Annotated in this window: 25 protein-coding genes; 8 read left to right on the top strand and 17 right to left on the bottom strand. The window is 34.0% G+C overall.

Features of this window, described 5'->3' with window-relative positions; all coding sequences use genetic code 11:
* Window positions 1-9: 9 nt before the first annotated feature.
* The 5 genes from hisB to QZN33_RS07515 form a co-directional block, all read right to left on the bottom strand.
* A complete protein-coding gene (hisB, locus tag QZN33_RS07535; RefSeq protein WP_296790584.1) occupies window positions 10-588 on the bottom strand; it encodes an imidazoleglycerol-phosphate dehydratase HisB in 579 nt (192 codons plus the stop codon).
* Between the two features lie 39 nt (window positions 589-627).
* Window positions 628-828: a 4Fe-4S binding protein gene (locus QZN33_RS07530; RefSeq protein ID WP_342764146.1), complete on the bottom strand. Its 201-nt coding sequence runs from the start codon at window positions 826-828 to the stop codon at window positions 628-630.
* A gap of 10 nt (window positions 829-838) precedes the next feature.
* Window positions 839-1,531: a TOBE domain-containing protein gene (locus QZN33_RS07525; RefSeq protein WP_296790582.1), complete on the bottom strand. Its 693-nt coding sequence runs from the start codon at window positions 1,529-1,531 to the stop codon at window positions 839-841.
* A gap of 64 nt (window positions 1,532-1,595) precedes the next feature.
* Window positions 1,596-3,158, bottom strand: a complete 1,563-nt coding sequence (locus QZN33_RS07520; protein ID WP_296790579.1) for a flippase — start codon at window positions 3,156-3,158, stop codon at window positions 1,596-1,598.
* A 49-nt stretch (window positions 3,159-3,207) separates the two neighbouring features.
* Entirely contained in the window at window positions 3,208-3,792 is a 585-nt protein-coding gene (locus tag QZN33_RS07515) for a flavodoxin family protein (RefSeq protein ID WP_296790577.1), read from the bottom strand.
* Between the two features lie 125 nt (window positions 3,793-3,917).
* Between QZN33_RS07515 and QZN33_RS07510 the strand changes: the two genes are divergently transcribed.
* Window positions 3,918-4,772: a phosphoserine phosphatase gene (locus QZN33_RS07510; protein WP_296790575.1), complete on the top strand. Its 855-nt coding sequence runs from the start codon at window positions 3,918-3,920 to the stop codon at window positions 4,770-4,772.
* Here the strand turns inward: QZN33_RS07510 and QZN33_RS07505 are convergent.
* The 3 genes from QZN33_RS07505 to QZN33_RS07495 all read right to left on the bottom strand — a co-directional run bounded on the left by QZN33_RS07505 (window position 4,769) and on the right by QZN33_RS07495 (window position 8,252).
* Window positions 4,769-5,059 carry a zinc ribbon domain-containing protein gene (locus tag QZN33_RS07505; protein WP_296790573.1) on the bottom strand — a complete coding sequence of 97 codons (291 nt, stop codon included), beginning with the start codon at window positions 5,057-5,059 and terminating at the stop codon, window positions 4,769-4,771. The genes QZN33_RS07510 and QZN33_RS07505 overlap by 4 nt on opposite strands.
* Window positions 5,060-5,123: 64 nt before the next feature.
* Entirely contained in the window at window positions 5,124-6,362 is a 1,239-nt protein-coding gene (locus tag QZN33_RS07500) for a bifunctional 5,6,7,8-tetrahydromethanopterin hydro-lyase/3-hexulose-6-phosphate synthase (protein ID WP_296790662.1), read from the bottom strand.
* A gap of 66 nt (window positions 6,363-6,428) precedes the next feature.
* Complete coding sequence (locus QZN33_RS07495) at window positions 6,429-8,252, bottom strand: threonine--tRNA ligase (RefSeq protein WP_296790571.1); 1,824 nt, start codon at window positions 8,250-8,252, stop codon at window positions 6,429-6,431.
* A 164-nt stretch (window positions 8,253-8,416) separates the two neighbouring features.
* On the opposite strand from QZN33_RS07495, the gene cfbB reads away from it, so the two are divergent.
* On the top strand, window positions 8,417-9,772 hold the full coding sequence (cfbB, locus tag QZN33_RS07490) for a Ni-sirohydrochlorin a,c-diamide synthase (protein WP_296790568.1): 1,356 nt from the start codon (window positions 8,417-8,419) through the stop codon (window positions 9,770-9,772).
* A gap of 1 nt (window position 9,773) precedes the next feature.
* On the top strand, window positions 9,774-10,835 hold the full coding sequence (locus tag QZN33_RS07485; RefSeq protein WP_296790566.1) for an oligosaccharide repeat unit polymerase family protein: 1,062 nt from the start codon (window positions 9,774-9,776) through the stop codon (window positions 10,833-10,835).
* Here the strand turns inward: QZN33_RS07485 and QZN33_RS07480 are convergent.
* Entirely contained in the window at window positions 10,821-11,726 is a 906-nt protein-coding gene (locus QZN33_RS07480; protein ID WP_296790564.1) for a restriction endonuclease, read from the bottom strand. The two genes, QZN33_RS07485 and QZN33_RS07480, sit on opposite strands and share 15 nt — an antisense overlap.
* Before the next feature lie 126 nt (window positions 11,727-11,852).
* Between QZN33_RS07480 and surE the strand changes: the two genes are divergently transcribed.
* Entirely contained in the window at window positions 11,853-12,629 is a 777-nt protein-coding gene (gene surE, locus QZN33_RS07475; RefSeq protein ID WP_296790562.1) for a 5'/3'-nucleotidase SurE, read from the top strand.
* Between the two features lie 5 nt (window positions 12,630-12,634).
* Here surE and QZN33_RS07470 read toward each other — a convergent pair whose 3' ends face one another.
* Window positions 12,635-12,778 (bottom strand): hypothetical protein, encoded by a 144-nt coding sequence (locus QZN33_RS07470; protein ID WP_165814077.1) that lies wholly within the window; start codon window positions 12,776-12,778, stop codon window positions 12,635-12,637.
* 78 nt (window positions 12,779-12,856) lie between these two features.
* On the opposite strand from QZN33_RS07470, the gene QZN33_RS07465 reads away from it, so the two are divergent.
* A complete protein-coding gene (locus tag QZN33_RS07465) occupies window positions 12,857-13,066 on the top strand; it encodes an LSM domain-containing protein (RefSeq protein WP_296790560.1) in 210 nt (69 codons plus the stop codon).
* A 3-nt stretch (window positions 13,067-13,069) separates the two neighbouring features.
* Here the strand turns inward: QZN33_RS07465 and QZN33_RS07460 are convergent, their stop codons facing one another.
* Window positions 13,070-14,074, bottom strand: coding sequence for a methanogenesis marker 12 protein (locus tag QZN33_RS07460; protein WP_296790558.1), 1,005 nt, complete (start codon window positions 14,072-14,074; stop codon window positions 13,070-13,072).
* Between the two features lie 43 nt (window positions 14,075-14,117).
* Window positions 14,118-15,110, bottom strand: coding sequence for a ketol-acid reductoisomerase (ilvC, locus tag QZN33_RS07455; protein ID WP_296790556.1), 993 nt, complete (start codon window positions 15,108-15,110; stop codon window positions 14,118-14,120).
* A gap of 159 nt (window positions 15,111-15,269) precedes the next feature.
* On the opposite strand from ilvC, the gene QZN33_RS07450 reads away from it, so the two are divergent.
* Window positions 15,270-17,399 carry a hypothetical protein gene (locus QZN33_RS07450; protein ID WP_296790554.1) on the top strand — a complete coding sequence of 710 codons (2,130 nt, stop codon included), beginning with the start codon at window positions 15,270-15,272 and terminating at the stop codon, window positions 17,397-17,399.
* A gap of 12 nt (window positions 17,400-17,411) precedes the next feature.
* On the opposite strand, the gene QZN33_RS07445 is transcribed toward QZN33_RS07450, so the two are convergent.
* The 3 genes from QZN33_RS07445 to QZN33_RS07435 are packed head-to-tail and all read right to left on the bottom strand — an operon-like array spanning window position 17,412 to window position 20,121.
* Window positions 17,412-17,939, bottom strand: coding sequence for a carbonic anhydrase (locus QZN33_RS07445; protein ID WP_296790552.1), 528 nt, complete (start codon window positions 17,937-17,939; stop codon window positions 17,412-17,414).
* Window position 17,940: 1 nt separating this feature from the next.
* On the bottom strand, window positions 17,941-18,426 hold the full coding sequence (gene ilvN / locus QZN33_RS07440; RefSeq protein ID WP_296790549.1) for an acetolactate synthase small subunit: 486 nt from the start codon (window positions 18,424-18,426) through the stop codon (window positions 17,941-17,943).
* Window positions 18,427-20,121: an acetolactate synthase large subunit gene (locus QZN33_RS07435; protein ID WP_296790547.1), complete on the bottom strand. Its 1,695-nt coding sequence runs from the start codon at window positions 20,119-20,121 to the stop codon at window positions 18,427-18,429. It abuts the gene before it with no gap.
* Between the two features lie 95 nt (window positions 20,122-20,216).
* Here QZN33_RS07435 and QZN33_RS07430 point away from each other — a divergent pair, with 95 nt between their 5' ends.
* Window positions 20,217-20,549, top strand: coding sequence for a DUF2085 domain-containing protein (locus QZN33_RS07430; RefSeq protein ID WP_296790545.1), 333 nt, complete (start codon window positions 20,217-20,219; stop codon window positions 20,547-20,549).
* Window positions 20,539-20,802: a zinc ribbon domain-containing protein gene (locus QZN33_RS07425; RefSeq protein ID WP_296790544.1), complete on the top strand. Its 264-nt coding sequence runs from the start codon at window positions 20,539-20,541 to the stop codon at window positions 20,800-20,802. The genes QZN33_RS07430 and QZN33_RS07425 overlap by 11 nt, the downstream gene beginning before the upstream one ends.
* Here QZN33_RS07425 and argF read toward each other — a convergent pair.
* Together argF and QZN33_RS07415 are read right to left on the bottom strand one after the other, a co-directional pair.
* The gene (gene argF / locus QZN33_RS07420) at window positions 20,794-21,699 is read right to left on the bottom strand and encodes an ornithine carbamoyltransferase (protein WP_296790543.1); all 906 of its coding nucleotides are present in this window, start codon (window positions 21,697-21,699) and stop codon (window positions 20,794-20,796) included. The genes QZN33_RS07425 and argF overlap by 9 nt on opposite strands.
* A gap of 118 nt (window positions 21,700-21,817) precedes the next feature.
* Complete coding sequence (locus QZN33_RS07415) at window positions 21,818-22,669, bottom strand: TMEM175 family protein (protein WP_296790542.1); 852 nt, start codon at window positions 22,667-22,669, stop codon at window positions 21,818-21,820.
* Between the last annotated feature and the right edge of the window lie 8 nt (window positions 22,670-22,677).

Raw genomic sequence — 22,677 nt, 5'->3', positions numbered from 1 at the left:
ATTTAATAGCTATAAAGTTCCTTTTGTAGAAGGAATTTGGTCATGTTCTATTTTAATTGCATCTTTTAAAGACTTAGCGAATGCTTTAAAGATAGCTTCTGCCTTGTGGTGATCATTTGCCCCTTCAACAGTACCGTAAATGTTTATTTTGGCACTTGATGCAAATGACTCGAAAAAGTGAATAACTATATCAGATGTCATGTCCCCAATTTTTTCATTTTTGAAATTGAGATTCATATTGCAATAACTGCGCCCGCTGATATCAATTGCAACAGTTGCTACTGATTCATCCATAGGAACAATTGCATGAGCCATTCTTCTGATTCCCTTTTTATCGCCTATGGCTTCACTGAAAGCCTGGCCCAGCAGTATTCCAACATCTTCAATAGTGTGGTGATCATCGACTTCAATATCCCCTTGGGCTTTAATATCCAAATCTATCATGCTGTGTTTTGAAAAGGATTCCAGCATGTGATTGAAAAAGTTCACACCTGTGGATATATCATATTTTCCGGTTCCATCCAGATCCATTTTAATACTGATATCTGTTTCTGATGTTTTTCTTGAAACGTTTGAAATTCTAGTCATGATCTAACCTATCTTTAAATTGATTTTACCTTCAACCATTTAACCTTCTTGGCCAGGACGTATAATTTTAATGCAGTTTGTAGGGCATTTCATTGCACATAATGTACAGACATGGCAATATCTTAAGTCCAATATATGTGCAACGTTAGTAATTTTCCAAATTTTAGCTGCCTTTGGACAAATCTCTTCACATTTACCGCAAGCAATACATTTATCTTCATCAACCAAAATTTGCAACATCAAATCACCCTTATAATTTTAAAGTAGCTACAGACATAGCTTTAAATCCAACATAAACTTCCTTACCAATGTTAAGATTTAATTCCTTTTCAGCAGAAACGGTAATGTCACAGCACAGCTCCACACCACCGACACTTACTTTGATACGAATAATTTCCCCGTTAAGTCTCATTTCAATAATTTGACCCTTGAGAATATTGCGTATGCTTGAAGTTTGAGGTTCCAGCATTAAAAATATATTATCATAACTGATTAACGCTAAAATCTTATCGCCGATATGGTAATTTCTGTTTAACGGAGCATTAATATGGAATTCATCCATCTTAATAGTCATTACACCCTTTACTTCATTAATATCAACGATTTCTGCCTCAATTTCATTAACATCTTTATGAAGTTCCATAATTGCATTAATTTTTTTACATTCTTTTAAAATAGAATATCCTTCTTCGGTGAGGGTAGTTCCACCGCCCCCGCCTTTTCCACCTTTTGTTGTATTAACAATTTTTACATTAAGTGTTGATTCAATTTTTTCAATGTAATTTAATGCGGTTCTATAAGAGACATTGATAAATTTTGCTGCGTCTGTTAGAGAACCTGTATCTAAAATGGATTCAAGCAGTTGGTATTTTTTACCATCCAACAGAAAAGAATTACCGTCTACATTGATTTTATATTCAACACCTGCACTCACATCAGCCATTATATAATCCCCCAATCATATAATGTTTAGAAATTTATTTTTTATAACTTAAATAACTTTTCTATTATTTATTTCTAAATTCTATTTTCTCAACAAAGTTAAGCATTTTATTAACTATTTTTGAAAGAGGGCCTAACTTGGAGGAATATTCCCTTAAAGTTGCGATATCGTCTTTTGTGAAAAACTTAACAAGGATTAAAGCGAAGAAATAAACAATCATACAAAGCAGTATTCCCGGGAATAAAAACAATGTAGTTTTAGGAATAAAGTATCCGAAAGCTCCCATAATTAATGTAGCGGCCAATATTTTAATAACAGGTACGGTTGGAGCTTTAGTTTTAGTTAATTTAAATACAAAGTAAACGCAAGGCACCATCATTACAAAACAGGCAATAGTAGTAGCTAAAGCACCGCCTGCAATACCCATAGTAGGAATTAAAGTCCAGCTTAAGATTCCTGTAATGATTGAACCGACAATCAGAATATACATCGGAATTCTAGGATTTCCAATTCCCTGAACAATACTTGTGGAAATTGAAAAGATAGAATAGAATGTCATACCTATTGCCAGTATTGCAAGAGCGGATGCACCAGCAACATAAGCGGGATTTTTGAAATACAGCAAACTTAAAGTAGGAACTGCAAACAATGCAAGACCTACACACATCGGAACAACAAAGAGCAGTGAAATCTTATATGATTCTCCGACATATTTCTGAAGAGCATCAATATCTTTAACTTTAAATGCCTCAGAAGAAGCAGGCAGAATTGTAGTTGCCACAGAAATTGAAATCATCAAAGGCAGCCTTGAAATAGGATCTGCCGCTGCAAAGAATCCGACATCAGCAAATGTCAGGAATTTACCCATAACAATAGTACATACATTATAAATAAGCATTTCAGCAATAGCTGTGATGATAACCGGAATAGAGAATTTGACTAATGTTCCAGCCAATTTTAACTCATCACGACGTGTAAAAGTAAAGTTTTCACTTGGTTTTGGAATATATTTTGGCATGTAAACTTTAAATATGTATATAGCAGAAACAGCTGCAAGAGAATAACCTATAACAGTACCCCATAATGCTCCGACAGTTGAAAAACCTATCAGAACAAAGGCAGTTGCACATAAAATCATTCCCAGTTGCTCTACAGCTCTGGTATAGACAATATACTCCATCTTATAGACACCCTGGAATGCACCTCTAAATGCGCCGACAATTACACTGAAAGGAGTAATTAAACCAACAATCTGCAATGGAACTAATGCCAAAGGCTTGCCCAAGTACTTATAGGCCAAAACAGGTGCGACAACGAAAATCATGAGTATTCCCAAAAATATACCCAGAAATACCATAATCTTTAAAGCCGTATAAATTGTCTGACGGGCCATATCATGCTCATCGACAGCTTCATATTCAGCAACATATTTAGCAATAGCCGGAGGAAGTCCGCCCGCAGCGAGAGTTTGAAAAATACCCTGAAACGGCAATGTTATTCCTAAAATACCATAAGCTGTAGGACCTAACAGTATAGCCATTAAAAAACGGTAGATATACCCGCCGATACGGAAAATAATATTTCCTATAAAAATTATTAAACTTCCACGTACTAACTTATTCGCCATAATATACCTTTAAAAATCAGTTAATATTAATATAAATTAATTTTAGTATTTAAATATACTTATTTAGAAAATTTTTAAATTCATGTAAAGTCCTCATCAATGACTCCATTCCATAAGTGTCATTCATAATATCTTCCATAGAATCATTTGACCAGAATGAAGCTCCCAAATTAGATCCGAAAGGACCTCCGCTGACAGGAATAATTCCATGTATCATGAAATAGGTTATATTTTTTAAGTGAGCAAAATCCTGGCCGCCGGTTCTGTCGCCGCCGACTGCAATGCTCATGCCGATTTTTCCTCGAAGCAAATTGTAATCAACAGCTTCCAAAGCCCTTGTTCTATCCATAATAGCAGATAAATTGCTGCTTATGCCCCCACTTTGAACAGGAGTAGCCAAAATAATGCCGTCAGCATTCTGAAGGCCTTCGTAGACATCTGCCATATCATCATCAATAATGCATTTTTTATTTTCCAGACAGTAATCACAATGCATACATGGCTTTATATCTTTAGCCCGGCAAGTAAAGATTTCTGTTTGAAATCCGTCTGCTTCCAGATTACTTAAAGCTTCTTTTAAAACGTATTCTGTAGTACTGTTTCTAGGACTAGCGCAAATTCCAAAAACTTTCATAAAAAATAGTATGTACTGCAATCATTAAATATTTTAAGAATTCATATTATCCCTTTACTCTTTTTGAATTTATAGGTAAGATTTATAATTATAAACAAACAAAACTTACAAATGAGGATTTAATTATGAAAGTGGGTAAAGGTATTGTAAAAAAATATTCTAGAGAATATAATAGAACATTAAAAAATGGTGAGAGAAAAAAATACACTACAGAACAAATTCAAATCACAGTACCGAAACAAGAAGACATCTACCAGAACAAGGAAGAAGTTTTAATTATACCTCAAGGAGAAATTGAAAATTTTAAAAACATGACTGAGGAAAATCAGGCATTGAAAGTAGCGAATTATTTACATGTTGAGGAAGTGAAAGAATTGGAAAGACAGTTAGAGGATAATCTAAATCCTTCCACTTTAGAATTTAAAAATGAGATTGAAAGTTTAAAAGCCGAAATTACACAAAAAAACAACGATATAGCTGAAATCGAAAATAAATTTAAATCCTTGCATGAAGATAATCTCAATGAATTAAAACATGAAAATAATTTAATCAGAGACAAGCATTCAAAGTTAATCATTGAAAACGAAAACCTCAAAACCAAATTCGTGAATATTAAAACCGAAAACGAAAACCTCAAAACCAAATACTCCAGCATTAAAGAAGAAAATAAAAATTTAAAAACCAAATGCTCCACTTTAAAAGAAGAACACTCCTCAATAAAAGAAAGCTACAATCAGGTAAGCTCAAAATATGATCAGTTAAAACAGGAAAATCTTAATACAAAAACCAGTTATGCTGAAATGTATGAACTTAACGAAGATTTGGAAAAAGATTACGATTCACTTCGTCTGGAATACAATGAGCTGGTTGATAAATATAACGCTTTAGAAGAAGAGCTATATAATATTAAAAACAATAAATCTCACGATGAGTATATAGCTAATAAAGTAAGAGAATTTATTTTAAAAAGTAGAAGTTAAAGATCTTTTATATCTTTATAATCATCCTGAAATTCAGGATTCCACCTTTTTAATCCAGGAATGAACATTGTTGTAATGCCTGTAGCATGGGTTTCAGCAAGCCTTGGATTTTTAGCCATCATTTCTTTTGATTTTCTAATAATCATTTCATTTAGAGTTATATCAGGCTCGGTATATTCTCCATTTTGAAAACAGTCTTTACAGAATTCCGGATTTAAACTTCCGTCCTTATTGGTCCCATAATCTTCTTTAACTATTGGTCTTCCACATGAATTGCAAAATCCCATATTAAAAACTCCTTTTAAAAAAAAATAGTTGTAAATTAGAATAAATCTAATTTACTAATGTTTCTCAGTCTTTTACTTCAATATTTTCATCTTCATCCATAGCAAGTCTCATGTTGTCTGGATCTGGGTCAAAGTGTTCTAAGAAGTCCTGTGCAGCTCTTCTTACGTCTCTTGAACCAATGATGTATCTACCTGCAATAATGATGTTTGCGCCTTTTTCGATTGCTTCTTCAACATTTGTAGGTTTAATACCACCAGCAACAGCAACAAGACCTTTCTTACCGAGAACAGATTTAATATCTTTGATGTTACCCCATTCGGTCATGTCACCAGTGTCTTCACCATGTTCTGCCATGTATGATTCCATATCGACATTTCTGTGTAATAAAACAATGTCAGGTTTTAAGTCATCAGGGAGTAAAGCTAATTTATCAGCGAAACCGTCAACGTTCATCATATCAAGGATGGAATAAATACCTTGTTTTTGAGTTTCATGGATTGCTTTAGCAATTGATTCGATGGTACCTAAACCAGAAATAGCTACTGCATCTGCAGTTTCATCAGCAGCCATTTTAACTTCAACACGACCAACATCCAAGGTTTTTAAATCAGCAATAATGAATGCATCTGGACGTAAAGCTCTGATTTTACCGATAATTCCAACACCGAATTTTTTGACAAGTGGAGTACCTGCTTCAAGAAGGATTCTGTCATTATCAGGCAATTCTGAAATGATTCTTTCCATTGCAGCTTCATTATCTAAGTCAAGAGCAACTTGTAAGTATGGTGGTGACCAAAGTTTTTTGACTTTGAATCCCATGATTGGGTGAGTTCCACGGTCTTTTTCTGCGAGTACTTTATCAATAGATGGGTATCCTTCCATAGCTCTTCTGATAGCTAATTTAGTTGCACCATAGTTGTACTGATAAATTTTTCTGTAATCTTTAGCAGAAGGGTCAATGAATACACTGACATTTATTACAATATCTTCAACAATGTCTTTTGGGATGTATCCGTCTTCCACTGCATCAGCTACTGCTCTTGCGACAGCAGTTTGTGCAGGTCCAAATATTTTACTTGCATCATCCAAATCACCAACAGTTACTTTAGGAATGATTAAAGTAGCTGGTTTGGTCATTAAGTTAGGTCTAATTACACTTGTTAAAGGAGTGTGTCCTACAGAAAGATTAGATAAACCATTAGCAAAAGCTTGACCAACTGGTCCTTGTTTATCACCGATTAATAAATCAACATGTGCTAATTCAGGGCCATCTCCAATAAGAGCTTCTCCAATTCTATACATTGAGTCCATTAAATTTCCTCCGTAATATAATAACAATTTATAGTATATTTTTATTTGTAAATATAATTATTGGAAATTAATCCTTTTTGAAATATCCTTAGGCAAAGGCAATTTTCTGAAAGGTTTTCCTTCACATTTTTCATTAATTTCAGCTATTAATTCATCGACTGTCATGTCAACTTTTTCACCGGTTTCACGTACAGTTACCTGGAACTTGCCGGATTCAACTTCTTTGTCTCCAATAACAAAAATGTAAGGAATCCATTCTTTAGCTGCATTTCTGATTTTTTTACCGACACTTTCATCTCTGTCGTCAATGTCTACACGAATATTTGCCGCATTGATTTTTTGATACAGTTCTTCTGCAAATTCTTCATGTGCTTCTCCAACTGTAAGAATTCTTGCCTGGATAGGGCTTAACCAGGTTGGAAGCATTGGAGATCTTTCATTGATTTCAATAGCGGTTTTTTCAAGCATTGCGCATAAAACCCTTTCAATACTTCCGGTAGGGGAAGTGTGAAGGATTGTAGGATTGTGCTGTTTGCCGTCTTCTCCAAGGTAGGTAATATCAAATCTTTTACCACTTTCAACATCGATTTGAACTGTTGGATTTTCAATTGGACGGCCTAAAGCGTCAATATTAGCTAAATCTATTTTACATACCCAGTAATGATGTCTTTCAGGTAAAATTTCTAAAAGAATAGGTTTATTGAATTTGCGAGCAATTTCATACATCCACTGTTCGTTTTCTTCAAAGAAGTCCTGAGTTGCTCTGAAAATTACTTCAAAGTCCAAATTCAAATCTTTACCTGTTTGCATACACATGTCGGTCTGCTGGGAAAACTCTTCTAAAGATGCATGTACATCGGTACAGAATGAGTGGCAGTCAGGCATGGTAAATGCTCTTAATCTTTTAAGACCGACAACTTCTCCTTTTTTCTCATAACGGAAACTGTATCTGGTCAGCTCAAAAATTTTAGCAGGTAAATTTTTCCAGGTCAAATATGAATCTGACATTAATCTGAATGCACCGAAACAAGCCGCAAATCTAAGCATCAAATTCTTTTTGGTGTCGGTTCTGTATTGTCTTTCACCGAATTTGTAAGCATGCTCATAAATTGCCTGATTGTCCAGATCATAGAAAATTGGAGTTTCAACAGGCATTGCTCCACGTTCAACAGTCAGGTCATAAACATAATCTGCAAGCAAATCTCTGATTAATTTTCCTTTCGGATACCATCTGAGGTTTCCTACATCGGAAGCAGGTTCATAATCACAGATTTCTTTTTCTCTCATCAGTTTAACGTGAGGAGGTTCACCTTCATCAGATGCTCCACGTCCGAGTTCATAATCAACTAACTGTTTGAATGCATGATTGTCAAAATTAAACTCTTCAATTTCAGTGATTTTGTCTCCTTCAAGAATTTGCCATTTGGAAGGTTTTCTTTCAACTTTAACTTCTTCCGCATCAGCAGTTATTGTTCTTGAAAGTTCACTTAACGGGTGGCCTTTACATGAAATTTCAAAGGCCTTATACCATCCGAAAGGTACTCTTTTAACACTTAAATTTTCAGCAAGTAAAGCCTCTTCTGCATCTTTTAAGATTTGAACAGCGACTTTTGGAGAGCTTAATGATGAAGATAAGTGAGCATATGGATATAATACAATATTTTCAGCTTTAACTTGATCATTAGCTTTCATAACTTCACTAACTAAATTTTTAACAATACCTTCTGGATTATTTTCATCATCTTTTTCAACAGCTGTAAATACTACTAAAGAGTCATCAAAGGAACCTTCTTTTTTAGCTTCCTCTATTTCTTCAGCTACAGGTGTCTTATTCTTTACATTGTAATTTAAATAATCAGAATGAATTAGTAAAATTCTCATTTAACCACCATATATTATGATATAAATTTTAGTTTTAATATTATATAAAATAGTCAGTGAACATTAGGGCAAAACAGAAAAAATTAAAATTTGGAAAAAAATCATTTAAAATAATAATACAAAATAACAATTAATTAATATAATAGCACCTACAATCTATTATTATGAGAATTATTCTAGCAGGAACCGGTAGTGCCGTTGGAAAAACAACAATTGCTACCGGAATAATGAAAGCATTAAGTGAAAAGTACAATGTACAGCCCTTTAAAGTAGGACCTGACTATATTGACCCTTCATATCATACGTTAGCAACCGGAAACACCTCCAGAAACCTGGATTCCTTTTTTATGAAAGACGGACAGGTCAGAGATTCTTATCTTAAAGCAATGAAAGATAAAGACATTGCAGTTATTGAAGGAGTAAGGGGCCTTTATGAAGGAATCGATTCAATAAATGACATTGGAAGTACTGCATCAGTAGCTAAATCACTTAAAGCGCCTGTAGTTTTAATAATCAATTCAAGAAGTCTTGTTAAAAGTGCTGCGGCATTGGTTTTAGGTTTTAAAGCACTGGATTCTGAAGTAAATATTGCCGGAGTTATCCTGAATAAGGTAAAAAACAAGGCCCACTATGAAAAGACAAAACGTTCAATTGAAGAGATAACCAAAACAGAGGTAATTGGAGGAATTGTTCGTGATGACAATATTTCTATTGAACAGAGACATTTAGGTCTTGTTCCTGCTGTTGAGAGGGAAAATTCTCTGAAATTTATTGACATATGGTCTGAAACAATAAAAAATTCAATCGATTTGGACCGATTAGTGGAAATTGCAAAAACCGCACCTAAAATAACATCAGACATTGTTCCGATATGGAATAAATTAAATAAACAGCCTGTTAAAATAGGTGTGGCTTTTGATGAAGTTTTTAATTTTTATTATAAAGAGAATATTGAATCTTTAGAAGCAAATAATGCTAAAGTGGTTTATTTTTCACCATTGAAAGATGAAGGACTGCCTGATGTTGACGGATTATACATTGGCGGAGGATATCCTGAGCTCTTTTCAAAACAGCTTAGTGCAAATGAAAATATGCTTAAAGAAATCAAAGACTTCCACCTCGAAAGTAGGCCTATTTTTGCCGAATGTGGTGGTTTAATGTATCTTATGAATTCCATCCACGAAGATAAAATGGTAGATGTATATCCTTACAAGTCAATTTTAACAGATCGCGTGCAGGCACTGAAATATACGATTGCTGAAGTAACCCAGGACAATATCATCTCCAAAAAAGGTGAAAAATTCAACGGACACGAATTCCATTACTCAAAAGTTATTGTTGATAAAAATAACATTAAGCACAACCTTGCCTTTAATATTCTAAGAGGAAAAGGCTCATACAATTTACAGGACGGATTTATGGAAAAAAATACACTTGCAAGCTATGTCCACACACATGTTGCCGCAATGCCTGACTTTGGTGGAAACCTTGCCATTTCCTCTCTGGAACTAGGAGGATAGCATGAACTTTAAAAAAATTGATTTTTTCCAGCCATACATACTCATAGTTGCAATTCTTGCTTTTCTATTGATGGGATATATCGGATCATTTAACTACCGGTTTGAAGACCCGCTGGATTTGGAAGTGATTTTAACTGTTGTATTCGCCTGCATAGTCTTTGGAATATGTGCCTTTATTGTAAAGAAAAAAGTTAAAGTGGAGAATACTGAAAATACTGATTTCATATCTGAAAAACTGCTTGTAATACTTGTTGTTATAGCACTGGTATTGCAGAGCTTAAATCTTTTTTTGATGGGAGGAATACCTCTTTTTAACAGTGTTCTAAAATCAAATGCAACTACAAACATATGGAGAGTTGCCTATCCCCTATTTTTAATAATGATGAATATTTTACTTGCAAAGTATTATGACAGAAAATATCTGCTGCTGGTTGTACTGGGCGCACTGATTTTCGGTCTGAACGGATACAGAACTTCAGTATTGGGAATACTCGGAAGCACATTCATCACCCTTTATTATCTGGAAAAAATTTCAAAAAAAGTGGCAGTCATATTCATTGCCGTCATTGTTGTCGGAATAATGGCAATAGGCTATATCGCATCCCAGTCAATAGCCAATCAGCACTGGACACTTAATCCTTTAGAGCTGATCTTTTACAGAGCAGGATTTACTCTAGAAGTCTTTGAAAGAATTTTAAGACTGGGCGGAACTACACACGGACACATATTAAGCATGATATTTTCATCAGGAAGTCCAAGAACATTCGTTGGCCAATATGTACTCACAGACAATGTATGTCTTACATCAACATTATTCGGGCCGGTCTATCTTGATTTCGGAATAATCGGACTTACAATACAGATGGCATTTATGGGAGCATTTTTAGGACTGGTTCATAAATTAAAAAAAGGAATTGGTGTTGGTATCTATTCTATGATTTTAACACACACATTGATTTGGATAGAAACCGGACCAACAGACATAATGATTTGGTTTTTATACCTAATCGGATTTATTTTGATTATAATTAATTTTAAAAATATTAATCTAGACAAAGATTAATATAATTAATATAATTAATGAAATAAAGAACACAAATGATCCTTTGACAACAAAATCACTGCTTCTTTCAGTATAGAGAGATAAACCGTAAGATAAAAGCAGAGCTACAATCATTTCGATTAATCCTGCCATACCTGCATCCACACCTAAAAGATTACCTAAAAGGTAGGCAAGAGCATAGGATATAGCTACAACCAAAATAATTAATATGATAGGATTGCTGACCAATCTAAAGAAAATAGGCTCGAAATTTGCATTTCTGCGTGATTCATAATTGTATAAATTTGTAGGTTCTCGAGAAAGACTTCCCACAGAAGACCTTCCCCTATTCAATATAGAAGATAATCCTCCTCTGGAGCGTGGCTCATCAGTTTGTCTGTACAGTGAACTTTTATAAACATTAGGATTGGCGTCACGTCTCTGCATAAGATATTCCATATCTGAAGCATCATACTGATATTCAGGATATTCTTCATCAATATAAGCGGATGCTCCGCCGTCATAAGGAGTATTGTCCAATGTAGTTTGAGAAGTCCTGTCCTGATAACGCTTAGCCAGTTCAAGTAAATTGTCCCTATCTACAAGCTTAATGTTTTTTCGCAATGCATAGCTTTTAGCCTGACTGGAAAAATAAGAAGAAGAAACAATCATCACTTTAGACGCTTTTAAACTTGCCTGAACATCTTCCATCTCTTTTAAAACATCCACTCCAATTTCAAAATCTTTGTCATAATTTTTACATGCTACAACAACACCGAAATCGCCTATTGTAGTCGGTAGAATAGCATAAATGTCAACGACTTTCTGAGAGGTTCTAAAATTCTTATAAATCTTGAAACCAGAGTCCTCCATTACTTTTGCTACAAAATTTATCAATTGTGGTTTTTCCAAGTTTCCACCCGTGTGTGTTTTTTCAAAAATTAATATTATATTTTATAATTAAAATTATTATTAAAGTTTTTTATCATTGCCGTTGGACCTAAAATTATTTAAAAAATAAACTGCCTTAATAAATATATGAAAGCACTAATAAGCAATGATGATGGAATAACCGCTTCAGGAATATTTGCTGCAAAAAAAGCCGTTGATGATTTATGTGAAACATATGTTGTGGCTCCTGAAAGACAGCAAAGCGGAATCGGTCATGCATTAACATTATATGAACCATTAAGAGTAAATGATTATACTTTAAAAGATGGAAGTAAGGGATACGGTGTAAGCGGAACACCGACCGATGCAGTCACCTTAGGATTATTCGAAATTCTTCATGACAAACCTGATTTAATGATATCCGGAATCAACACAGGATACAATCTGGGTCGGGCAGAACTTACAACATCAGGCACTTTAGGTGCGGCTATTGAAGCGGCAAGCTTTGGAATTCCTGCAATCGCAATCTCACAGGAGGTAACACAGGACGACATTAAATTTGAAAACGGAGAAAACCAGATTGATTTCAGTTTTGCCGGAAAAATGCTTAGAAAATTAGCTAAAATAATATTAAAAAAAGGGCTGCCTGGAGGAATAGATTTATTAAATGTCAATATTCCGGAAACCCCAATAAATGAAGAGTTTGAAGTCTGCAGACTTGGAAAAAGAATGTATGTTCCGGTAATCGAAACACGCCTGGACCCACGTGGAAAACCATACTACTGGATTGGCGGTGATCCTTATGAATCCGATGTGCCTGGAAGTGATGGTTATGAATTGCGTAAAGCTCATAAAACTACAATAACACCATTAAATATTGATTTAACATGTGATATGAGTTTATTGAAAGAATGGTTAGATTAAGATACTTATAAGTTTAAATCTTTAAGTATTTTTTCTCTTTCTTCTCTGAGCTCGTTTAAAATTTTTTCATCTGTACATCCGTCTTTTTTTAATTGAGCTATAGTACGGGTAATAGCTTCTAAATTACTTTCTAATTGATTTATTGCCATAGTATATATTATAAATCTTAAACTATATAAAGTTGGAACATCAATATTAAAATATAATATATTCAAGGATTTGAAAAAATGAGTCACGAACAAGATAATGTAAACAAACTTTTTACACAATTTAAAAATAAGTACGTCAGTGTTGATTTGAGAGATAATAATCAAAGCGAAGGAAAAGTAATAGCTATTGATAATTATTTAAATATTGTCCTTGAAAATGAAAACGGCCTTGAAACTATCAAAGGCGGAAATGTAGTATTTGTCAGTTTAAAAGAAGACAAAAAATAGGAATTAAATATCAACTTCAATTCCTAAAATCTCTTTTTTACCGTTGTAAACATCCATCGCTATTTGAGCTGCCCCAATAGCTCCGGATTCTTTTGAAATAACTTTTAAATCGTATTTGTTTTTGAAATATTTATTGATTTCATCTTCAAAGTTAAACGGTTCTGTTGAACTTCCGATAGAACCTGTTAAAACAATGCCTTCGATTTCATTTTCACATACGACATCAAGACCTGCTATTTCCATAGCAACTGTCATAATCAATGTATCGATAGCCAGTTTAGCCTTTTCATCACCTTTTCTGTAATTATCCAAAAGCTGATCTTTCATATTGGCAACTTTACCGTCGATTTCAGCTATTTTAATAGCCCCTGCATGTGAAAAACAGCCATTTGCAGATGCATTATTTTCATCAATATCTCTAAGCATTTGTAAATCAAGCGGACCATGAACAATTCCCATTGCGCCAAGACATGCATCAATAGCTCCTTTGATTTTTCCGTCTTCAATCAGAATATCAACGCTGTTAGATGATATGTCCGCTACAATAAAATTAGACCATCCGGTTTCCTTAACTGCATTGTAGGATATGCTTACTTTTTCAGGACTTGCCTGATGAGAATAAGCTGCCCTGAATAATTCATCCAATGAATCAGAATCCTTATGAAGGCCAGGAATCATTATTGATTTGATATTTAACTCTTCAAGTTCAGAAAATACAGATGTTCCTCCACCTGTAACCTTACCCGCTCCATTAATGGATAAGATTCCCCTATCTTCAACCTTATCGGTAGGTACGATTTTGCTGATTCCGTCACCCATGGAATAGGTAATAGACATCAGTTTTACAGATTCAAGGTCTACACGTTTTTTCAGCTCTTCAGCTGCAGAAACCAAACCTTTTTTGCTTTCTTCCCTTCCGATTTTAAAAACATCAATGACTTCGCCATCATCAGACATTATGCAAAAAGAGATACCAGTTGTTCCATGGTCCATTCCAATGAATACCATTATTATCACAAAAAAAATAAAATAAAAAAAAAGAAAAAAAGACTTAATCGTCTTTTTGTAATCCACAAGCTTTTCTAAGTCTTTCACCAACAACTTCAATGTCCAATTGACTTTGTTCAGCTCTCATTTCTTTTAAGTTAGCACCGTCGGTAGCGTTTTCATCAGCCCATTCTTTTTTGAAGGTTCCATCTTGGATTTGTTTTAATGTTTCTTTCATACCTTCTTTTGCTTCATCAGTGATGACTTTTTTACCTCTGGTTAAACCACCGTATTCAGCAGTGTTACTTACATCATGCCACATTCCAGCGAAACCTTTTTCGTAGATTAAATCTACAATAAGTTTTACTTCGTGACAGGTTTCAAAGTAAGCGATTTCAGGTTGATAACCTGCTTCTACTAATGTGGTGAATCCTGCATTGATTAATTCAGTTATACCACCGCATAATACGGTTTGTTCACCGAATAAGTCAGTTTCGGTTTCTTCTTGGAAAGTGGTTTCTAAAACACCAGCTTTGGTTAAACCGCATGCTTTTGCCATACCTAATGCAAGTTGTAATGCATCACCAGTTGCATCTTGTTGGACAGCTACTAAACCAGGAATACCAAATCCTTCTTCGTAAGTTCTTCTTACCATAGATCCAGGTCCTTTTGGTGCAAACATTACGATATTTACATCTTCACCAGGTTTGATTAATTCAAAGTGAATGTTGTAACCGTGAGAGAATGAAATAGTGTTTCCAGCTTCAACATAAGGTGCAATTTGTTCTGCATATACTTTTTCCTGGATTTCATCCGGAAGTAAAATGTGAATAATGTCAGCTTCTTTTGCTGCATCTTCAATGGTTTTTACAGTCATGCCGTCTTCTTTAACTAAGTTCCATGAACTACCATTTTCTCTTACACCAACAATAACATTAGCTCCACTGTCAGCCATGTTTCTGGATTGTGCTCTTCCTTGGGAACCATATCCGATAACTGCTATGGTTTTTCCTTCAAGAGCATCGGTATTTACATCGTCGTCGTAATACATTTTCATAATTAATCACCAATAAAATTAAGATATTAATAAAATATCAATTAATAAATATGATTTTTTATATTTATAAAAGTAACTTAAATATCAATTTTTAAATATCTTAAATGTAAAATATATATTATACAATTTCAAAGGGGTTTTACTATTAAAAACAAATTAGTGAAAATTTTACTGTTTACATTCATTTTAATTTTATGTGCGGGAATCGTCTCCGCTGCAGACAACAGCACTGTTGATGATAATATTAAAGACATTATTGACAATTGTGAGGATGACACAGTCAGTCTTGAAGAAAAAACATATTATCTGAATCCTGAAAGTGAAACACATATCCAATTGAACAGATCAATTACTGTTGAAGGAAGCGGACAAACTGTAATTGACGGAAAAAATACAACACTATACCTGGATGTTTTTGAAGAAGACAAAAACACCAGCGAAGAGGACGTTATAATCGTAAGCCCAGTATTTTTTGATATTAAAAATAACGGAAACCACATTACCTTCAAAAACATTACCTTTAAGGATTTAAACATTATCAGCCGTCATGAAATGGAGTTTGTAGACTGCAAATTCATCAAAACAAATTTTACAAGCAAAGAACTGAACAATACTTTCAGCAATTGTGTTTTTAACCAATCAATGATGGAATTATACTTATATGACATATCATACAGATATCATTCTAAAATTACAAACTGTACCTTTTACAGCTCAGCAATCACATCAAACATCAATATTGCCATCCAGTTAGTTGGAAGTGACAGAGTCTTTATTCAAAATGGATTGAACCTGGCAGATTCTTCCATTATCAATTCAAAAATTTCACTAAGCCATTATGATATCCGCATACTAAACACCAAATTCAGCAATTCCGATTTAAGAGGATATTCGGATACTGTCAATATTAAAAATTCATCATTTAGCAACCCAACTGTTAATCTTGATTATAGTGATTTAAATGTTTATGAGACAACATTAGATAACTCCGAACTTAAATTTCATGCGGGATACTATGCTAAAGGATGCAACGTGCTTTTAAAAGACACTGTGATAAATAACGCTACTGTCAATTTTAGATTAGAAATCGGATCAAGACCGTCCAGTCTGACAATTCAAAATTCTTCCATTGACAAATGTGAAATCAAAGCAGCCGATACAAACATTAAAGTCAACTCTTCCAGTTTCAACAAATCAAGTATAGAGTTATTTTACTCAAATTTAAATATAAATAATTCAATATTTTACAGCAACGGAGATATAAGCAGCGTAATTAAAACAAAAACTGAAAATCCAATGTATCCCGTTATAGACACTAATGGTGAAATATACCATTATCAGGTGAATACAAATTACACCGTGGAAAACTCATATCTAATAAACGGCAGCGGAAGCTACAAAATCAACGCAAGAGACATCAATGTCAATACATTTTACCGGATTACATATAACAAAAAGAGTACTTATTACGTTCATGAAAATATTACATTTAACGTTAAAGACCATAACGGAAAACCCGTTTCAAATTTTACATTATTCATTGAAAACCCGAATGATGACTTTACTGCATTAATTGCTACAGATGAAAACGGAAATGCCAACTACACCCTTGACCATATTGGAAAATTAAATCTTAATTTATACTATTACTGTCCAGGCCCTGATTTATGGTCACAGAAAACTTCACTGAATGTTAATTTAACTGTTAACCCAAAAATTCTTGATTTAATACTAATCAAAGACTTTAAATTCAATAAATATTCAAAAATCAATAGCTTTTTAACAGCACAAATTTTCAGTACTAATGGTGACGATTTAACCGGTTTTAAAGTAATTTTTAAACTATATTCCGGCAACAAATATAAAACTTATTACAGGACTGTATATTCCAACGGAGCAGTGATTTTTAAAATACCTGCAAATCTTGATGCTGGAGTTCACAAAATTGAAGTCAAAGCAGATAATGTCATGAAGAAAACATCCATTAAAATCAACAAGGCCAGTACAATCGTTAAATCACCGAAAATAACTACTAAATTTAAAAAATCAAAATATTTCAAAGTAACCATCAAAAATAAAGAAACAAAAAAACTGCTTTCAAACGTTAAAGTTAAAATAAAAGTGTTTACCGGAAAAAAATACAAGACATATACTGTTAAGACAAACAAGAAAGGATTAGCTAAAATCAATAATAAACAATTAAAAATAGGAAAACATAAAGTTATTATTTCATCCGGAAATAAAAACTATAAAATTTCAGCAAAAAGCTTGATTGCTATAAAAAAATAATATAAAGATGGTTTAATAACCATCTACTAAAACTTTCAACTCACCGGTTACGATATCAATAATAAGACCATGTACGGGTACATCTGGAATCAATGGGTGGTTTTTGATTTTTTCTACAACGTTTTTAACGTTTTCTTCTTCTGATTCAAATCCACCGATCCATTCATCTAAATCATATTTAGCAATGTCTTCTTCTTTAATGCCACGAGCGAGCATTTTTTCTTTTAAAGCTTCAGCATCAGCACCAGCCATACCACATTCAGTGTGTCCAACGACCATTACTTCTTCAGCACCAAGGTTGTATAAAGCTGCACCAATAGATCTGATTGCATCTTCTCCAACAATAGAGTTTCCTGCATTTCTGACTATTTTTGCGTCTCCTCTTTTAAGTCCTAAAGCTGGTTCGAAGAAATCGATTAATCTGCAGTCCATACATGTTAAAATAGCTAATTTTTTAGCTGCATGGTGAGACATTTCTTCGCCTTCAAAGTTTTCTACAAATTCCTTATTGTCTTTTAATACGTTTTCTAATATAGTCATTTTATACTCCCCTCGCCATTGCGGTTAGGCCAGTACGTGAAATCCTTTTGATTCCATAACCTTTTAATAAAGATATAAATGCATTTACTTTCTTTTTATCTCCAGTTATTTCAATAATCAATGTTTCTTCAGTAACATCCAGAATATTGGCTCTGAAGATATTGGAATATTGCATTATTTCAGCTCTTGCTTTTGCATTAGGAATTTTTACCTTTACAAGGCATAATTCCCTTTGAACAGCATTGTCAGTAATATCTTTAATCTTGATAACATCAACCAGTTTATTCAGTTGTTTTGTGACTTGTTCCAAACCTCTTTCATCGGCATGAACTGTTATGACCATTCTTGACAGGCCTTCAATTTCAGATACTCCAACAGTTATGCCGTCAATGTTGATTCCTCTTCTATTTAACATTCCAGCGACTTTCTGTAAAACACCAGGTTTGTCTTCAACCAATGTAGAAATGACATGATAACTAATGGTCATTTAAATCACATCCTTTTCAAGTTTATATTCACCTATCATTTCGTTAATTCCGGCTCCCGGAGGAAGCATAGGAAGTGTCTCTTCTGAATCAATTACAATATCAAGCAATATAGCTTCATTATCTTTAATTGCTTTTGATAATGCTTCTTTAGTTTCACCAGGTTTGGTAATTCTTTCAGCGTTAATGTTAAAACTTTCAGCAAGTTTAACAAAGTCAGGACTATCTTTAAAAACAGTTTGTGAATGTCTGTTATTGTATAACAAGCTTTGCCATTGATATACCATTCCTAAAGTCCTGTTTTCTAAAACTATTGCAATTACAGGCAAATCATAATCATAAACAGTGGCCAGTTCCTGACAGACCATTAAAAATCCGCCGTCACCGCTCAATGATACGACAGGATCCTCCGGACATGCCACTTTAGCACCAATAGCTGACGGGAATCCGAATCCCATGGTTCCAAGTCCTCCTGATGAGAGGAATTTGCGCGGTTTTTGAGTATCATAGAAATGTGCTGCCCACATCTGATTCTGACCGACATCAGTTGTTAAAATTGAATCGGCAGTTAAAACCTCGGAAATTTCTTTTATTACAGTTTGAGGTTTAAGAGGCACATCATCATATGTTACTCTTGGAAGTAAATCAGTTTTACGTTGTTTAATCATGTCTGTCCACTTATTAACATCATCTGAAGTGCTATAACCTTTTAATGATTTATTTAATGAAGATAAAATATTTTTAGCATCTCCTACAATCGGCAAATCAACTTCAACATTCTTACCGATTTCAGCAGGGTCAATGTCAATGTGAATAACCTTAGAATCCGGAACAAAGCTGTCAAGTCTTCCGGTTGTTCTGTCTGAGAACCTGATACCGACAGCAATCAGCAAATCAGATTCGTTTACAGTATCGTTAGAAACTTTTCTACCGTGCATACCAAGCATTCCCAATGCCAAATCACTGGTTTCATCAAAAGCTCCTTTACCTAAAAGTGAAGTCATTACAGGAGCATTTATAGTTTCTGCAAATTCTTTTAGCTCACAGCATGCATTTGATATAATAACTCCTGCACCTGCCAATATTAAAGGTTTTTTAGCCTCTCTGATTAAATTACAGGCTTTTTTAACTTGTCTAAGATTACCTTTAATGGTAGGATTATAACCTGGTGTATCGATTATAGTATCATCAAAAGCAGTAAGTTCTCCTTCCTGAACTTCTTTTGGAACATCAATTAAAACAGGACCAGGTCTTCCGGTTGCAGCTATTTCAAAACTGGATTTAACTATGGAAGGTAATAAATCCGGGTTTTTAGGTTGAAAACTATGTTTTACAATAGGCATTGTAATTCCAATAATATCCGCTTCTTGGAATGCATCATTTCCTATTAAATGGGTAGGAACTTGTCCAGTAATTGCCACAATAGGAGAAGAATCCATATAAGCTGTTCCAATACCAGTTACAAGGTTGGTTGCCCCAGGTCCGGAAGTTGCCAAACACACACCTACACGACCGGAAGCTCTTGCATAACCGTCTGCTGCGTGAGCTGCGCATTGTTCGTGTCTTACCAATATATGTTCAATGTCTGCATCATACAGCATGTCATAAAATGGTATGGTCTGTCCGCCAGGATAACCAAATATAGTTTTGACCCCCATATTTTTGAGGGATTCTATTATTGCTTCTCCGCCTCTCATTGTAAAAACCTTTTTATATATTATACAATTAGATATGAATACAAAAATATATATAATTATTGAAAAATATCTAGTACTTAACTTGTGTGATTAACATGAATCTTACAAAGTACATATGCCATAGGATTCCAGAAAGAAGTTTCTTTATCAAAGGCCATCAGTTTCCGGTTTGTGCCAGATGCACCGGCTTTTATACCGGATTGATAGTTTATTTAGTCTTTAATTATTTTTTCGAGCATAACTATGACATTAATACATTGATTATATCCATAATATTAATGATTCCAGCAGCAGTTGATGGACTCACCCAATATTTTGGCCCGAGAGAAAGTACAAATACTTTAAGATTCATTACAGGATTTATTGGCGGATTAGGTTTAATAATCTTTTTAAAAATTATAATAAGGGGCGTTTTTAATGTATTGTAACAAATGTGGTGAAGAAAATCCTGATAAAGCAAAATTTTGTAAAAATTGCGGAGCATTGCTAAAAAAAGAAGAAACAGTTAAAAAAGCTGAAGTAATTGAAGAACCAATCATACATCAGCAAAAAACATATCAAAATACACAGCAGACAACTACAAGCACTTCATCAGACAATAACAAGGGAAGTAGCTGGCTAGGCTGCTGTTTGTGCCTTATTGCAATATTTATTGTCTTTGCAATATTCGGATCACTTTAGATAGTGATATAAAACCGCTTTTTGGGCATGCATTCTGTTTTCAGCCTCATCATAGATTACAGATTGAGGGCCGTCAATAACATCTGCAGTAACTTCTTTGCCTCTGATTGCAGGAAGACAGTGCATGAAAATAGCTCCATCATTTGCCAGGCTCATTAAATCATTGTTGACCTGGAACGGTGCAAAATCTTTTTCTCTTTGAGCTGTTTCAGCTTCATCACCCATACTTACCCAAACATCAGTAAATACCGCATCGACATTTTCCATTGCAACGCCAATATCATCAGTGATGACTATTTCAGTATTGTTTTCCTGTGCATATTCGCGGGCAGTTTTGATTATTTCCTCAGCAGGCTCATATCCTTTAGGACATGCCAGAGACATATCCATGCCAAGTAATGGAGCAATCAGTAAAAGGGAATTGGACACATTATTTCCATCACCGACAAAACAGATTTTTTTACCTTCCCAGTCACCCAAATGTTCTTTGAATGTTAACATATCTGCAAGTGCCTGGCAAGGGTGTTCTAGGTCAGTCAAACCGTTAATAACAGGAACATCAGAATATTTGGCCAGTTCTTCTACATCTGAATGTTTTATAGCACGAATCATTATTCCATCAACGAAACGGCTTAAAACTTTTGCAGTATCTGAAATCGGTTCGCCTCTGCCCATCTGCAAATCATTGGATGACAAAAAGATTGCCCTTCCGCCTAACTGATACATTCCAACATCAAATGAAACCCTTGTTCTTGTTGATGATTTCTGGAAAATCATTGCCAATGTTTTACCTTCAAGAGGCTTTTCTTCAATTTCGCCTGCTTTAATTTTACTAGCTAATTCTAGAATATGTTTAACATCATCTTTTATATCAGATATAGATAATAAACTACCCATTATTAATCCCCTTTTAGTTAACAAAAATAAATATTTCTTATTTATACATATTAAATGTTTCCATGATTATGTTAAAATCTAGTAGAACCGGTATAACCAAAAATAAGAAAATGAGAAATTATTTAGAATTTCTGTAGCGATAGATAATATCCAAGACTGTAGAAAGGACCGGAATTAATAAGAACAGATATATGAAATTACTTGAAACCAGGAAATCTAGGAGATTTACGATGACAACTAATGCCATGATGCATCCAAGTGTTGTTAAAACATGCTTTTGCTCTTTTTTGGAAGTTTTTTCCTCTAAAAAATCACTCTTATTAGCATAAATATACATCAGAAGGAATGAAATGATTGTCAAAAAGATATTGAGCCCAAATAAAACTTCAGATAAGAAGAAGTGAGAATAGCTTCCAATTAAAGAAGTTGTAAACGGAATAAATGATATTGATATTAAAAAGAATATATTGAACCACAGATAAGGGATATTGAGATTATTGACTTTGATAAATTCATGATGGTAAATCCAAAAAGAACTTATAATTACAAAACTTACAATTGTAATGGCAATTGTAGGAGCTAAAGCTGAAAAAAATGAAATGTAGTCGCCATATGATGAAAATGCAACTTCAGGAACTGCAATACCAAAAACCAGAAGGGTCATTACCATACCGAAAATTCCGTCAGTAAGCCCTAAAAGCCTTCCCGGATCAATTCCGACATTACTCTCAAACGCATCTCTAATACGGCCTAACATACTTATATTTTGAGAACTTACCTCAGCCGTTTCAACCATTGGAGTTTTAACGGCAGGAATACTACTTAAATTCTCCCCGTTAGAGTATTTTTCCTGGAGAAACTCTTTCAGTTCATCAAGAGTCTCCTCATCCCATTCTTCTTTAATTGCATCAAGATGCTTTTTAATCTCTACAAGTTTTACATACTTGTCTTCAACTTCACTGTCACTCATTAAAATCA

Source organism: uncultured Methanobrevibacter sp., from assembly GCF_900314615.1.
Taxonomy (GTDB): domain Archaea; phylum Methanobacteriota; class Methanobacteria; order Methanobacteriales; family Methanobacteriaceae; genus Methanocatella.
The sequence above is the reverse complement of the archived record's forward strand: the minus strand, read 5'-3'. Positions and strand labels throughout refer to the sequence as shown.

Bases quoted from the DNA above. Each gene is read 5' to 3' on its own strand.
- hisB (WP_296790584.1), bottom strand. From the start codon at position 588: ATGACTAGAATTTCAAACGTTTCAAGAAAAACATCAGAAACAGATATC.
- QZN33_RS07530 (WP_342764146.1), bottom strand. From the start codon at position 828: ATGTTGCAAATTTTGGTTGATGAAGATAAATGTATTGCTTGCGGTAAA.
- QZN33_RS07525 (WP_296790582.1), bottom strand. From the start codon at position 1,531: ATGGCTGATGTGAGTGCAGGTGTTGAATATAAAATCAATGTAGACGGT.
- QZN33_RS07520 (WP_296790579.1), bottom strand. From the start codon at position 3,158: ATGGCGAATAAGTTAGTACGTGGAAGTTTAATAATTTTTATAGGAAAT.
- QZN33_RS07515 (WP_296790577.1), bottom strand. From the start codon at position 3,792: ATGAAAGTTTTTGGAATTTGCGCTAGTCCTAGAAACAGTACTACAGAA.
- QZN33_RS07510 (WP_296790575.1), top strand. From the start codon at position 3,918: ATGAAAGTGGGTAAAGGTATTGTAAAAAAATATTCTAGAGAATATAAT.
- QZN33_RS07505 (WP_296790573.1), bottom strand. From the start codon at position 5,059: ATGGGATTTTGCAATTCATGTGGAAGACCAATAGTTAAAGAAGATTAT.
- QZN33_RS07500 (WP_296790662.1), bottom strand. From the start codon at position 6,362: ATGTATAGAATTGGAGAAGCTCTTATTGGAGATGGCCCTGAATTAGCA.
- QZN33_RS07495 (WP_296790571.1), bottom strand. From the start codon at position 8,252: ATGAGAATTTTACTAATTCATTCTGATTATTTAAATTACAATGTAAAG.
- cfbB (WP_296790568.1), top strand. From the start codon at position 8,417: ATGAGAATTATTCTAGCAGGAACCGGTAGTGCCGTTGGAAAAACAACA.
- QZN33_RS07485 (WP_296790566.1), top strand. From the start codon at position 9,774: ATGAACTTTAAAAAAATTGATTTTTTCCAGCCATACATACTCATAGTT.
- surE (WP_296790562.1), top strand. From the start codon at position 11,853: ATGAAAGCACTAATAAGCAATGATGATGGAATAACCGCTTCAGGAATA.
- QZN33_RS07470 (WP_165814077.1), bottom strand. From the start codon at position 12,778: ATGGCAATAAATCAATTAGAAAGTAATTTAGAAGCTATTACCCGTACT.
- QZN33_RS07465 (WP_296790560.1), top strand. From the start codon at position 12,857: ATGAGTCACGAACAAGATAATGTAAACAAACTTTTTACACAATTTAAA.
- QZN33_RS07460 (WP_296790558.1), bottom strand. From the start codon at position 14,074: ATGGTATTCATTGGAATGGACCATGGAACAACTGGTATCTCTTTTTGC.
- ilvC (WP_296790556.1), bottom strand. From the start codon at position 15,110: ATGAAAATGTATTACGACGACGATGTAAATACCGATGCTCTTGAAGGA.
- QZN33_RS07445 (WP_296790552.1), bottom strand. From the start codon at position 17,939: ATGACTATATTAGAAAACGTATTAAAAGACAATAAGGAATTTGTAGAA.
- ilvN (WP_296790549.1), bottom strand. From the start codon at position 18,426: ATGACCATTAGTTATCATGTCATTTCTACATTGGTTGAAGACAAACCT.
- QZN33_RS07435 (WP_296790547.1), bottom strand. From the start codon at position 20,121: ATGAGAGGCGGAGAAGCAATAATAGAATCCCTCAAAAATATGGGGGTC.
- QZN33_RS07430 (WP_296790545.1), top strand. From the start codon at position 20,217: ATGAATCTTACAAAGTACATATGCCATAGGATTCCAGAAAGAAGTTTC.
- QZN33_RS07425 (WP_296790544.1), top strand. From the start codon at position 20,539: ATGTATTGTAACAAATGTGGTGAAGAAAATCCTGATAAAGCAAAATTT.
- argF (WP_296790543.1), bottom strand. From the start codon at position 21,699: ATGGGTAGTTTATTATCTATATCTGATATAAAAGATGATGTTAAACAT.
- QZN33_RS07415 (WP_296790542.1), bottom strand. From the start codon at position 22,669: ATGAGTGACAGTGAAGTTGAAGACAAGTATGTAAAACTTGTAGAGATT.